This window comes from Labrenzia sp. PO1 (assembly GCF_012273635.1).
GTDB classification, from domain to species: domain Bacteria; phylum Pseudomonadota; class Alphaproteobacteria; order Rhizobiales; family Stappiaceae; genus Roseibium; species Roseibium algicola.
The window spans coordinates 430,679-443,868 of sequence record NZ_JAAXCR010000004.1 but is presented as its reverse complement, the minus strand read 5'-3'; the positions used below and the strand labels follow the sequence as shown (position 1 = coordinate 443,868).

12 protein-coding genes are annotated in these 13,190 nt (G+C 60.0%); 7 read left to right on the top strand and 5 right to left on the bottom strand.

What is annotated here, in order from left to right:
- The first annotated feature begins 4 nt into the window (after positions 1-4).
- Genes HCG46_RS22205 through HCG46_RS22195 form a run of 3 tightly spaced genes read left to right on the top strand, consistent with a single transcriptional unit; the run spans position 5 to position 3,387 of the window.
- Positions 5-1,237, top strand: coding sequence for a cyclopropane-fatty-acyl-phospholipid synthase family protein (locus HCG46_RS22205; RefSeq protein WP_168687398.1), 1,233 nt, complete (start codon positions 5-7; stop codon positions 1,235-1,237).
- A complete protein-coding gene (locus HCG46_RS22200) occupies positions 1,234-2,451 on the top strand; it encodes a glycosyltransferase (RefSeq protein WP_168687397.1) in 1,218 nt (405 codons plus the stop codon). Before HCG46_RS22205 ends, HCG46_RS22200 begins: the two co-directional genes overlap by 4 nt.
- Before the next feature lie 3 nt (positions 2,452-2,454).
- A complete protein-coding gene (locus HCG46_RS22195; protein WP_168687396.1) occupies positions 2,455-3,387 on the top strand; it encodes a diacylglycerol kinase family protein in 933 nt (310 codons plus the stop codon).
- A gap of 15 nt (positions 3,388-3,402) precedes the next feature.
- On the opposite strand, the gene HCG46_RS22190 is transcribed toward HCG46_RS22195, so the two are convergent.
- Positions 3,403-4,569 carry a hypothetical protein gene (locus HCG46_RS22190; protein WP_205838626.1) on the bottom strand — a complete coding sequence of 389 codons (1,167 nt, stop codon included), beginning with the start codon at positions 4,567-4,569 and terminating at the stop codon, positions 3,403-3,405.
- A 327-nt stretch (positions 4,570-4,896) separates the two neighbouring features.
- Here HCG46_RS22190 and HCG46_RS22185 point away from each other — a divergent pair, with 327 nt between their 5' ends.
- Both HCG46_RS22185 and HCG46_RS22180 read left to right on the top strand, forming a co-directional pair.
- Complete coding sequence (locus HCG46_RS22185; RefSeq protein ID WP_023002731.1) at positions 4,897-5,670, top strand: DUF1223 domain-containing protein; 774 nt, start codon at positions 4,897-4,899, stop codon at positions 5,668-5,670.
- A 222-nt stretch (positions 5,671-5,892) separates the two neighbouring features.
- Entirely contained in the window at positions 5,893-6,786 is an 894-nt protein-coding gene (locus HCG46_RS22180; RefSeq protein WP_023002730.1) for a cation diffusion facilitator family transporter, read from the top strand.
- 23 nt (positions 6,787-6,809) lie between these two features.
- Here HCG46_RS22180 and HCG46_RS22175 read toward each other — a convergent pair whose 3' ends face one another.
- Complete coding sequence (locus HCG46_RS22175) at positions 6,810-7,295, bottom strand: hypothetical protein (protein ID WP_023002729.1); 486 nt, start codon at positions 7,293-7,295, stop codon at positions 6,810-6,812.
- Positions 7,296-7,740: 445 nt separating this feature from the next.
- Between HCG46_RS22175 and HCG46_RS22170 the strand changes: the two genes are divergently transcribed.
- Together HCG46_RS22170 and HCG46_RS22165 are read left to right on the top strand one after the other, a co-directional pair.
- Positions 7,741-8,565 (top strand): ABC transporter permease subunit, encoded by an 825-nt coding sequence (locus tag HCG46_RS22170; RefSeq protein WP_023002728.1) that lies wholly within the window; start codon positions 7,741-7,743, stop codon positions 8,563-8,565.
- A 70-nt stretch (positions 8,566-8,635) separates the two neighbouring features.
- Positions 8,636-9,319: an HAD family hydrolase gene (locus HCG46_RS22165; RefSeq protein ID WP_077291491.1), complete on the top strand. Its 684-nt coding sequence runs from the start codon at positions 8,636-8,638 to the stop codon at positions 9,317-9,319.
- A gap of 88 nt (positions 9,320-9,407) precedes the next feature.
- Here HCG46_RS22165 and HCG46_RS22160 read toward each other — a convergent pair whose 3' ends face one another.
- From HCG46_RS22160 to HCG46_RS22150, 3 genes are all read right to left on the bottom strand, one after another.
- A complete protein-coding gene (locus HCG46_RS22160) occupies positions 9,408-10,628 on the bottom strand; it encodes an ammonium transporter (RefSeq protein WP_075282230.1) in 1,221 nt (406 codons plus the stop codon).
- A 308-nt stretch (positions 10,629-10,936) separates the two neighbouring features.
- Entirely contained in the window at positions 10,937-12,301 is a 1,365-nt protein-coding gene (locus HCG46_RS22155; protein WP_055659930.1) for an ammonium transporter, read from the bottom strand.
- A gap of 20 nt (positions 12,302-12,321) precedes the next feature.
- A complete protein-coding gene (locus HCG46_RS22150; RefSeq protein WP_006938248.1) occupies positions 12,322-12,660 on the bottom strand; it encodes a P-II family nitrogen regulator in 339 nt (112 codons plus the stop codon).
- Between the last annotated feature and the right edge of the window lie 530 nt (positions 12,661-13,190).

Here is a 13,190-nt window from a genome sequence, read left to right as displayed (position 1 = left end):
GCCGATGAAAGACGTTATTCGCCAGCTCGCAGAAGCCATGTCTGCGGCCTCTCCCGATGCGCAGTTCGAGGTCCGCTACTGGGACGGAACCGGCTTCTCCATCGGGACCGAGCCAGAGTTCATTCTGCATTTCAAGAACGAGCGGGCTCTCTCCAGGGTGCTTTCGGATGCCTTCATGGGCTTTGGCGAGAGCTACATGCTGGGCGATATCGAGGTGGAAGGCGACATCAAGAAGCTCTTCTACCTGGGCTTTGCCATCGATTTCGCGGAACGGCCCATGTCGTTGATGCTGCGGATCAAACTGGCCTTCCACTTCTTGCGCGCACGCAACACCATTGCCCGCTCGCGCGAGAACATTTCCTTCAGCTACGACATCGGCAACGATTTTTACGAGATCCTGCTCGGAAAGGGCATGATCTACACCTGTGCCTATTTCACCTCGCCCGACAACACGCTGGATGAAGCACAGAACAACAAGCTGGAACTGGTTTGCCGCAAGCTGTGCCTGAAGCCGGGCGAACATGTTGCCGATCTCGGTTGCGGCTGGGGCGGCTTCCTGATGTATGCCGCCGAAAACTACGGCATCACGGGCGTAGGCTTCACCATTTCGGCAGAACAGCGCGACTATGCAATTCAGAAGATCGCCGAGCGCGGCCTCTCCGACAAGATCGAGATCCGCCTGCAGGACGCTCGCGAAGCGGACGGCCTTTACGACAAGGTTGCCTCGATCGGCATGGTCGAACACATGGGCAATGCCCAGATCGCACCGGTCTTCGAACGGATCGCACACATTCTCAAGCCACAGGGCCTTGCCTTCGTCCACACGATCGGCAACGAAATCCCCCGGCCGATCGACCCCTGGATCGACAAATACATCTTCCCGGGAACTCAGGCATCGCCGCTGACGACCATGGTCGAGGCTGCCGGCAACAATGATCTCTACATGATCGACCTTGAGAATATCCGGCTGCACTATCCGCCGACGGTCAAATACTGGCTCGCCAATTTCGACGCCAATATCGACCTTATCCGCGAAATGTATGACGACACCTTCGTCAGAAGCTTCCGGCTGTATCTGGAAGTCGCAAGTTCCTCCTTCAGCTGGGGCGACAACCGGCTGTACCATCTGCTGATGACCAGGGGCCTGAAAAACGATGTCCCGATGACCCGGGAGCATCTGGTCCTGCCGAAGTCCGGCACTTCCCCGGCCGGTACATCTTCAGAAGGTGGTGCATGACGGAACCCGTCCATGTGGCAGTGATCTATACGGACGCAGGCGGTGGCCACAGGGCCAGCGCCTTCGCCCTGAAAGCATGCCTCGAAGGGTCCGGCAGATACCGGGTCAGCCTGATAAATCCCTATACCTCGCTGATCCCGCATCTCGACCTCTTCAGCCGCTTCGGATCACGCACAGGGGAGAATATCTACAACGAGGTCATCTTACGTCAGGGACGTACCGGCCTCACCTGCTGGCTGTTTTATGCAGCCTTGCGCCTGAACTACGTCTTCTGCGAACCGCCGGCCATCAGTATTCTTTCCCGGCATTTCGAGGACATTCGCCCGGACATCGTGCTGTCGGTCATGCCGCTCGGCAACCGGGTGATGCTGGAGGCGCTGAAACGCTACCGCGCTGGCATAACGGAAGGCCCGCTGCCGGAAGGCGCCGTCATGATCACGGACTGGGCGGAACTGGCGAAGGGTGTCTGGTTTCCCAATCGGGCCGACTACCACGCAATTTGCGGCACGCAGGACGCCCTGCGAAATGCCGAAAAACTGCCAAAGCTTTCCGGCAAGATCCATGCGATGGGCGGCTTGCTGATCCGGCCGGAATTCACCGACCCCACCCAACGCTCCAGCCGGGAAGCGCTGAACCTCGATCCTTCCAGACCTGTCGTGACCGTGCTCTATGGTGCCCAGGGCAGCATGCGCATGATCGAACTGGCAACCGCGATGCGCGACATTCCGCATAACGCCCAGGTGGTGTTTCTTTGCGGCCGGAACGAAGCGCTTGCCGATCAGCTGCGCGCCATGGACCTGCCTTTTCCGGTCCAGGTTCTCGGGTTTACCGACAGGGTCGCCCAATATCTTTCCGCCAGCGATCTCTTCATCGGCAAGCCGGGTCCGGGCAGCACCAGCGAAGCCATGGCACTTGGCGTATCCATGCTGCTCGACAAGAGCCTAGCGCTGCCGCAGGAAGCTGCGGTCCTGCGCCACGTGACGAAGACGGGAGCCGGACTGGCCTTTTCGACGTCCTCCGATTTCAGCGAGAGCTTCAAGGCGGCCATGTCCGCCATCGAGCGCGGCCAGGCGCGGCAACCGGTTGCCGCCAACACATCGCCCGCCGACATTCTTGAGATCATGGACCGCATCGCCGCTTCCCGTGTTCCGGCAGCAGGCTCCTTGCAGCCGGCCGGTGAATTGCCGCACGCCCGGCACGTGTCCAGAGCCTGAGCGATGCCTGAGGACGACCAGGGCCCCGCGACGGGCGGCAGCCGCCCTCAAGAGCGCAGCCTGAAAATCAGGGTCGTCTACAATCCCCGCACAGGCCGCAAGCGCGAGAAGCGTTTCAAGGCGGTATTGGCGCTGCTCGAGGCACGCGGTCACACATGCGAAATCCTGATCACGACGAAGGCGGGCGATGCCGCCGGTTTCGTTCGGGAAACCACATCAGACGACGCCGATATCCTGGCAATCGCCGGTGGCGATGGCACGATCAACGATGCAATCCAGGGAGCCGGCCCGCACACGCCGCCCCTGGGGCTCATACCGCTCGGCACGGCGAATGTGCTGGCACATGAGCTCGGCGTCGGCACGGATCCACACCGGATTGCGAACTGCCTTATGGAAGCGCGCATCCTTAAGATCCGGCCGGGCCAGGTCAACGGGCACCGCTTCATGATGATGGCCGGCATCGGGCTGGACGCCCAGGTGGTTTCGGATCTCAGCCGCGCCACCAAGACCCGTTTCGGCAAGGCCGCCTATCTGATCGAAGTTTTCCGGACACTGCGGCGATGGTCCTGCCCGCCGGTGGACGTCCAACTGGACGGTGAGCCCGAAAAGGCAGCGACGCTGATCGTCAGCCGTGGCAAACGGTATGGCGGGACATTTGTCCTCGCACCGAATTGCGACCTCGCCAACCCGTCTTTTTGCGCAACGATATTTCCTCCAGGCAGCGCTCTGTCTGTCTTCGGACGTTTTCTGCTGATACCGGCAGGCCTGCTCCTGCGGCATGGTCTCGTTGCCCAACAGCCGGCCAGAACAGTCGAAATCCTGGGTCCCCTGGGCGACCCGATACAGGCCGACGGCGATATCGTCGCGCATGCGCCTGCGCAGATCTCGGTTTGCGAGCAGCCGATACGCCTGTGCGTTCCGATGTCCCGGCGATAACACGAGCCAGGAAGATCAATCTTCGCTTTCCAGCCCGGCAAGATGGGCCAGCCGGCGGCATGCGCTCATCCAGTCGAAGTCTTCGCGCGCGGCAATGGGCGGCTCCGGCACAGTCGTCAACGCATACTCCAGCGCCTCGAGAGCCCCTTCCAACTCAGTGTAGAAATGGGCGTTGGGATAGGCCTTGTAGGGAAGGTTACCCGGACAGTCCGGCAGGATAACATGCCGGCCGGCAACCAGCGCATCGGCGGTTGCCGTGCACAGGATTTCGCTGCGCGAAGGGTTCACCATGACCCGGTATCGTCCGATATCGGACCAGAACCGCCGATTCGGTCCGAAGAACCGCAAATCCGCGCCTTCCTCTCGTGCGAAGGCGCGAAACTCTGCTTCATCGCGCCCCCCGCCAATGACATCGATGGGCCTTTTGGCACGGGCAGCGATGCGGGCAAGGTCGTCCAGGCCTTTTTCCCAGAGGAAAGCTCCGAGAAAATAGATCCCTTCGGTTTCCTGCGTAACGAGAGGCACCTGCGCGTAACCGGGCATGACACCGGTCACCCGTTCCACAGGCATCGTGATGCCCGGCAGGGTGAGGGCGGGCGACAGGCTGAGGGGCAGATCGATGCGCAGGCGCAGGGCACGGCCGTGAAGAAAGGACACCAGCCGGGCGAGGCTGTTTGGAAACGGCAGCCCGGACATGCGGATGTAGGTTTCATAATCCGTCATGCTGAGGCCGATCGTCTTGTCCGCCCGGATGCCTCTGCGCCCGGTCGTTACCGGATACCAGCACAGATGCTCCGGCTCGCTCGCGATCAGGCACCGGGCCGGCGGCGCGGCGCGGTAGACGTCTTCCATCGGCACGATCGACCCCATGCCTGCCACAAACCTTGCCCGATAAGGCCGGCATTCCGGAAATTTGTAGGGTCCGAAGGCTTCAAGTTCCGTCCGGAGCCAGTCGACCTGCTCGTCAAAATCGACGAAACGGGTCTCGCCCCACAGCCGTTGCTGTGAAACCTCATCCAGCCAGGGAAGAACATAGACAACCCGATAGCCAAGCGTTGCCAACCCGCAGGCGTGCCACAGCGAGATGAAGGACGGTCCGGTCATCCACGGCAGGGCGGCACTCGTCAGAACCGCAAAGTCATGGATCTCTTGACCTTTGGTACGTTCGCCAGACAGGGGCACTTGTCTCCAGTTTCAACAGCCAGAACCACGGGCAACGATCGGCCAGCGCCCTGAAGCGAAGGAGGCGACAGGCTGGCGCGAGACACCAGAACACATGATTCTCCCCCCGAGACAATCCACCATCGCAGGTCAGGAAAGCCAGACAGGCCAGAACGCTAACGCCCGTTTCGGCCTGTATTTTCCACAAGACGCCTGGCACGCCAAATGGTGAGGCCTTGTCACAAACGCGCGAATGAGGCCGTCTAAGACGAAAGTCACCCGCTCGTGACTTTCGGTTGAGTGCTCCATTGCATATTTTAGGGGCAATCGAACAAGGAATTGAGCCAAATGGTGGGATCGTTTTCCCGGAAGGCCGGCAAGGCCCTCCGCACCGCGCTTATTGTAACCGGCGGAATAGTTGCCCTGGCCGCGCCAATCAACGGCGCGCAGGCGCAACCCGAAAAAGTCATCGAACTGTTTACCAGCCAAGGCTGCTCCTCGTGCCCGCCGGCCGATCGGCTGGCGGAAAAGCTGGTGCAGGAAGATAACAACGTCCTGACCATGGTGATGCCCGTCGACTACTGGGATTATCTCGGCTGGAAGGACACGCTCGCAAGTCCCGTCAACTCGCAGCGTCAGCGGGCCTATGCCGCGCGGCGCGGCGACCGGTCGGTCTACACCCCGCAAATGGTGATCAACGGCGAGGAACACGTCGTCGGCAGCCGCGAAGGCGATGTAAGGGCCGCGCTGGCACGTACCGACCCCTTTACCGCGACAATCGACCTGAAGATTACCGACATGGTCGTACAGGCAACGGTGAAAGGCTCCCTGCCCAAAGGCTTCAACATGGCGACCGTCTATTTCCTGCGCATGCAGGATGAAGCCCTCGTGGATATCGGCCGTGGCGAAAACGCGGGCCGCAAGGTGCGTTACGTCAACGTGGTGCGCAATCTGCAGCCGATGGGGATGTGGTCCGGCGGCCAGGAGACATTCCGCATGCCGAAGTCCAAACTGATGCTGAAAGGCGACGCCCGCTGCGCAGTTGTCGTGCAGCTTGAAAATCCCGACGGCCCCGGCCGGATCATCGGCGCGGCAACCATGAACAAGAGCGGCGGTCTGTAAACCGCCGCAGTGGTGTGGCCAAATATCAATTCCCTCTGAAAAACGAGCCCACCGGCCTCAAAGCCGGGTTGTAACCCCCGAGAAAACTGCTACCCCTTGCCCCGTTCGACCCGCCTCGGGATCGTAAACGCCCAAAGCAAGGGCAATTTGCGAAACGCAGTGGCCGGTCAGGTTCTCTGCTTTGCCGGCGTCTGGTGAAGCAAATCGGTCCTGGGGGAACGCATGAAGTTGAAGCGCAGGCTTCAGATAGCCTTTTTGAGCATCGTTTTCGGCGTGGTCGTTCTCGGTCTCAAGATCGGCGCCTACCTGTTGACCGGCTCCATAGCGCTTTATTCAGACGCGTTGGAAACGACGGTCAATATCGCGTCCGCTATCGCTACGCTTGCAGCCGTCTGGTTCGCCGCCAAACCCGCCGACAGCAACCACCCCTACGGCCACGACAAGGTTGAGTATTTCGCGGCGGTTCTCGTCGGTGTGATGATCGTGCTTGCCGCCCTGTCGATTTTCCGCGCGGCTTGGCTCGGCTTCATCAGTGGCGACAGTCCGGAATATTCGCCAGCCGGTATCGGCATGAACCTGCTTGCCGCCGTCATCAACGGCGCCTGGGCGCGGTACCTGATGAGATATGGCAAACACGCAAGATCACCTGCCCTTGTTGCGGACGGCAAGCATCTGATGACCGATGTGGTCAGCTCCGTCGGGGTTCTGGGCGGTGTTGTGCTGGTGATGCTCACCGGCTGGAAAGTCATGGATCCCGCGCTTGCGGTTCTTGTCGGCCTCACCGTTCTCTGGTCCGGCTGGGGCCTCGTCAAGGAATCCGTCGGCGGACTGATGGACGAAGCCGCCTCGCACGACACATTGGACAAGATCCGTGTTCTGATTTCCGAACATGGCGAAGGCGCCCTGGAGGCACACGACCTGCGCACTCGCATTGCCGGCAAATCCACCTTCATCGATTTTCACCTGGTGGTGCCGGGCGAAATGTCCGTCGACAAGGCACATGAGATCTGCGACCGGATCGAGATTGCCATTGTCGAAGATGTCCCCGGAGCCCGGATCACCATTCACGTCGAACCGGAACACAAGGCCAAGCATTCCGGCATTGTGGTGCTATAGGCGGTGGCCCGAACCCTCTGGTCTTAAAAATAGTAGGGATAACCGCGCATGAGCGAGGCGTTGTTATACTCGAAGACACCGGAGGTCTGGTCGCCCAGCCCACCGCAAACTCGCTTGCCACCACCGATGGCGCGGCAGAGATGCCGAAGCAGGTGCCCGCCGGCGCGCCCCTCCGCGATCGAACAGGCATTGAGGGAAAGGACGCCGCCAGGGCGGATATATTGGCCCAGCGTTCTCCAAAAGTTCTCCATTCCGGAACTGTGAGACACCATCCCGACCGGACTGGCCGCCGTGAATCCGCCTACGCAGTCTGCATCCAGAAGGGTCACCTGACCGGGAACGCCGCTGTGAAAGACCAGCTCGACCACGCCGAAGCCACCCGATGGCGCGTTTTGAACCAGATGACCCAGAATTTCATCGGTCGAGGAATAGCTGTAACCGGAATGCGCGGCCATATATCCCCGCGTCAAAAAATCAAGCTCACCATTATAAAGGAGTATCCGTGTCATATCGCGCCCCCCGGCACCAAATGTGCAACATGGCTTTCAGGATGAAGAAAGTCTCGTAATACCGCGAAATATTGCCTGAAGAACTGCTCCCTGTCACTCAAGGGACAGGATCGGGGTAAAATCTACTTCCAGAACGCCCCCTTAAAATGGCAGCACTCTCGGAACGCTACGTCATCGGACAAGGTATTTTCCGGCCCGGCCAACCAGCCTGTCTCCCGCCGGCGGCACCTGCAGGCAGACCGAATTGCGTCTTGCCCTCGCCCGTCACAATCCATAATACTCTGCACCCGGCGATCCTCGCCGCCGTCTCACCGACGGGTCTGAACCGGGCATTTGCTCACTGCGGAACTGTCTTGGCGCCTGCCCCGGCAACGTCGAGATTTCCCCGCTCCGTCCCCGCAGCACGCCCCGGTTACTTCGGAACGATTTGAGGAACCAGTCTCATATGCCCAACTGGCGGCGCTGGCAGGCCCAGCTTCTTGATCATCTGATCCTGATCGGCGGCGCGCTTGTGATGACGCTGCCTGTCTATTCGATCTTCGCCGCAACCACCCATGAGGGCGGAAGGGTCCGGCCAAGGCTCGATCTGGGCAGTGGCACGCTGGAAAACTACGGACACTTTCTGCAGACCGGCGCGGGCTTTTCCGGTGACGTCACAGCATTGTCGATGATGTGGAATTCCTTCCTGCTGGGCGCTGGATTTGCGACCCTGAAGGTCGTTCTGTCCCTAATGACAGCCTATGCACTGATCTATTTTCGGGTTCGCTTTGCCAGCGCCATCTTCGCCGTGCTTCTGCTGACCCTGTTGTTGCCTCTGGAATCCCGGTTCCTGCCGACCTATGCCGTGACCGTCGAACTTGGCCTCGTCAACACGCGTGCAGGCCTCATCCTGCCGCTGGTCGCCTCCGGCCTTGGGACGCTGTTCTTCCGCCAGTTCCTCATGACGGTTCCGGATGCGCTGCTGGAATCGGCCAGGATCGACGGCGCTGGTCCGCTGAAGTTCTTCAAGGACATTCTGGTTCCCCTGTCGGCGCCGACAGCGGCCGCGCTGTTCCTGGTCATGTTTGTCAACGGCTGGAACCAGTATCTGTGGCCGGTAATGGTCACCTCGGAGGAAAGCACCTACACCTTGGTGCGCGGCATGCAGTTTTTCGGCAATTCCAGCCTGCGAGGGCTGATGCTGGCGGTACTCGCGTTCGTGCCTCCGGCCCTGCTTGTCATATTGTTTCAACGACAAGTCGTTAAAGGCCTGTTCGACGGCTCACACTGACGACATCCGGCATTGAAACCGGCGGTCCCTGCCCCAATTTTTCCAGAACGACCCGAAAGGCACCTCATCCATGGCATTTGAAGCGATCCTGTTCGACTGTGACGGCGTTCTGGTGGATTCGGAAATCATCTATGTCGATGTCGAACGCGAACATCTGGCCCGGATCGGCCTGAAGTACGAGCTTCATGAGTATATGGACCGGTTCCAGGGCCTGGGCAGCACAGACTTCTGGGCGGCGCTCGACGCGGATTACCAGACCCTTGGCAAGGGACCGCTGCCAGCAACATTCGGACCGGATCTGGACGCTGCCACCCAGGCGCGGATCGACCGCGAACTGGCGGAAATCAAAGGCATCAAACAGCTGCTGGCAGCCCATGACGGCCCACGTGCCGTCGCCTCCTCCTCCCGCCTGCACCGGCTGACCCACAAGCTTCAGCACACGGGGCTCTTCCCTTATTTCGAGCCGCATATCTATTCAGGCGAGCAGGTAACCAACGGCAAACCCGCGCCCGATCTGTTTTTGTTCGCGGCGGATAAGCTGGGTGTGGACCCGAAAGCCGCGCTCGTCGTGGAAGACAGTGTCAACGGCGTGAAGGCGGGCCTTGCCGCCGGCATGACGGTTTGGGGTTTTGTCGGCGGCGGTCATTGTCACGATGGCCACGCGGAACAGCTGCTTGCTGCCGGTGCACATCGGGTCGTCGACAGCCATGACAACCTGGCCGCTCTGCTGATCAGTGAAAGCACAGCAGCCTGAGGCTGTTTTGGGTCGATCCAAAAATCTGACAGAACCCGAATGCTCCTGAGAGATCCGCGCGCCGTTACCCGGCGCGCGGCAGGCCATTCTAGCGCCCGAGATCGTGTTCCGGATTTGCACTGATCTTGTGGATCGAAAGATCCGCTCCGCGGTGCTCGTCTTCCTGAGACAGCCTCAGACCCATCGTCGTTTTCAGGATACCGTAGACGGCAAGACCCGCCCCAAGGGCGTAGACCGCCCCCAGAACCGTACCGATAACCTGCGAAACAGGAGACACACCGCCAAGGCCGCCCAGGGCCTCGAGCCCGAAGAAACCGGCGGCGATACCACCCCACGCTCCGCAGATGCCATGCAGCGGCCAGACACCCAGAACGTCGTCGATTTTCAGCTTGTTCTGGCAGATCTCGAAACCGATTACGAAGACGCCGCCGGCGACACCCCCGACGATCAGGCTGCCGATCGGGTGCATGACGTCCGAACCGGCACAGACGGCAACGAGACCGGCCAGCGCACCGTTGTGCACGAAGCCAGGATCATTCCGGCCGACGACCAGCGCCACAAGAATGCCGCCAACCATGGCCATCAACGAGTTGATCGCCACAAGACCGGAAATGCTCTCAAGAGAGGCAGCCGTCATCACGTTGAAACCGAACCAGCCGACACAAAGCATCCAGGATCCCATGGCGAGCCAGGGCAGCGATGAGGGCGGAATACCGATGGGACGGCCGTTGCGGTCGTAACGGCCCATCCGGGCACCCAGCAGCAGAACGGCGCCGAGCGCGATCCAGCCGCCGACCGCATGCACCACCACAGAGCCTGCAAAGTCATGGAACGGCGCGCCGAAGGTCGCTTCCAGCCAGCCCTGGAAACCGAAATTGCCGTTCCAGACCAGACCCTCGAACAACGGATAGACGATACCGACCAGCGCAACGGTGGCCAGGCATTGCGGCCAGAACTTCATGCGTTCCGCGATACCGCCGGAGATGATCGCCGGAATTGCGGCGGCAAATGTTGTGAGGAAGAAGAACTTCACCAGACTCAGGCCCTGAAGTTCGAAGCCTTCACCACCACCTGACAAGGTCGCCGCGTTCACCAGGAACGTGGTGCCGTAGGCAACCGCATATCCGACGAAGAAATACGCCACTGTCGACAGGGCAAAGTCGACAAGGATTTTTACCAGCGCGTTGACCTGGTTCTTTTGACGGACGGTGCCGACTTCAAGAAAAGCGAAGCCGCCGTGCATGGCGAAAACGAGAATAGCTCCCACAAGGACGAAAAAGACGTCCGCCCCGACCCCGGTTTCATTCATTTTGACCCCCAGATAGGCAATTTGCCGTTTGTTTTTGCGTTTCGGTGCGCACAGCATTCAAACTGCATGCCAAACGGGCAAAAGCTCAAAAAAGACCCGGAAATCAGCCGATTTTTTAATCGAAACCTTTGGTGACCCCACCAAAGGGAACGTGTGGATCGATTATTTTGTAATCATTCGCAATTTTTTTTAGGCAAAAACAGAAACTCAGGCAACCAACCAAAAAAAGAGCCCGGGGTTGCCCCCGGGCTTTCCAAGTTTGCGGTCTGAGCCAATAGACCGCCTGGGAGATTTTTGTCGGCGCCGCCTCAGAGGCGGCCGGAGCCGGTTCCGAATTCCGGATAGGCTTCCACACCGATTTCGACCTTGTCGAGACCAAGGGCCTCTTCTTCCTCGGACACCCGGATACCCATGGTGGCCTTGAGGACGAACCAGATCACCGAGCTTACGACCAGGGTGAACGCACCGATGGAAACGATACCGATCAGCTGGGTGACGTAGGAAGCGTCGGAGTTGGACAGCGGTACGATGAGCGTGCCCCAGATACCTGCCAGCAGGTGAACCGGGATGGCGCCAACGACGTCGTCGATTTTCAGCTTGTCGAGCATCGGAACCGCGAAGACCACGATCACACCACCGACACCGCCGACGAAGACGGAAACCCACACGCTCGGTGCAAGCGGTTCTGCGGTGATGGCAACCAGACCTGCCAGAGCGCCGTTCAGAGCCATGGTCACGTCGACCTTCTTGTAGAGGATCTGGGTGAGAACAACCGCGACGACGACACCGGCAGCAGCAGCCATGTTGGTGTTGGCGAAGATGCGGGAGATGTCGGAGACGTCACCGATGGAACCCATAGCGAGCTGGGACGCACCGTTGAAGCCGAACCAACCCAGCCACAGGATGAACGTGCCGAGGGTTGCGAGCGGCATGGAGGAACCCGGGAACGGGTGCACGGAGCCATCCGCACCATACTTGCCTTTACGGGCACCGAGGATAACCGCACCGGCAAGCGCAGCCCAGCCACCGACGGAGTGAACGAGAGTGGAACCGGCAAAGTCGGAGAACTCAGCGCCGCCGATAGCCTTCACGGCTTCGCCGTTGAGCCAGCCGCCGCCCCATTCCCAGGAACCGGTGATCGGGTAGATGATGCCCGTCAGGACAACGGTGAATGCCAGGAAAGGCCACAGCTTGATGCGCTCGGCGAGCGTGCCGGACACGATCGACGCGGTGGTCGCACAGAAGACCATCTGGAAGAACCAGTCGGACGCCGTGGAGTAACCGGTGTCGAGTGCGTCGCCGCCGACGGCGTCAAACGCGTAAGGACCGAAGGACCCCATGAAACCGCCGTCAACGCCGGTGTACATCAGGTTGTAGCCGGTGATCCAGAACATCAGGCCAGCGATGGCGTAGAGCGTGATGTTCTTCAGGCACTGCATCGAAACGTTCTTGGAGCGGACGAGACCTGCTTCAAGCATTGCGAAGCCGGCGGCCATCCACATGACCAGGAAACCACCGATGAGGAACAGCAGCGTATTGAAGATATAGGCAACCTCGGGAGAGACTGCGGCTGGAGCTGCAGCGGCAGCCTCGGTATCCTGCGCAAGCACCGGCAGAGCCGTAAGGCTCAGCAGAGCCAGCGCCGTCGCGCCCTTAGCGACTAGTTTTTTCATGATACGTTTCCTTACCTAAATCACAGAGCTTCGGCGTCGGTTTCGCCGGTACGGATGCGCACGACCTGATCGATCGAATGAACGAAGATCTTCCCATCCCCGATCTGGCCGGTCTTGGCAGCGCCGGAAATCACTTCGACGACCTTGTCGACGGAGGCGGCATCCACAGCGACTTCAATCTTCAGCTTCGGCAGGAAGCTGACGGCATACTCGGTGCCGCGATAGATTTCGGTGTGCCCCTTCTGGCGGCCATAGCCCTTCACTTCAGTCACCGTCAGCCCCTGGATGCCGATGCTGGTCAAGGCATCGCGCACTTCGTCGAGCTTGAACGGCTTGATGATGGCCATCACTATTTTCATTGCTCGTTCCATTCCCCTTCTTAGCGCCCCTTCCCGTCGAAGAAGCTCGGCCTACCACCCCGGAAACTGCGCCTGGTTCTGTCCCCCTCTGGAAGGATCTTCTCAGGTCTTCGGCTTCACCACGTGTCGTGGCCCCGGGCCGGTGTCGGCTCTTACTAATCAAGGACCGTGCCAACTTGGCTTTTTCGGAGAGTCTTTCGCGGAATCCCGCGGTTTTGCAGTGCAAAAAACGCCAGAGCCAACTTTGTGGCATAAATGGGATGGCGGCTTTTCAGGCAGTTTTTCTGCCTATTTTTTGCACATCGCATACTTTGAGGGTTAAAAATTGTGCACAAAAGACCGGCAATCGCTCCTCGCATAAAAATGCGGCACCTGAACCGGTCAACAAAGTTACGGCAGTGCAAATGGCCGTGCTTCGCCACCGCGGCGGCAGCCCGCCGCGAAAGCAGCTACCGTCTCAGTGCGGAGGCACAATCCGTATCTCAAGTTCCAGATGGAGGATTGGCGCTGCACGCCTGTGCTCCACCCCT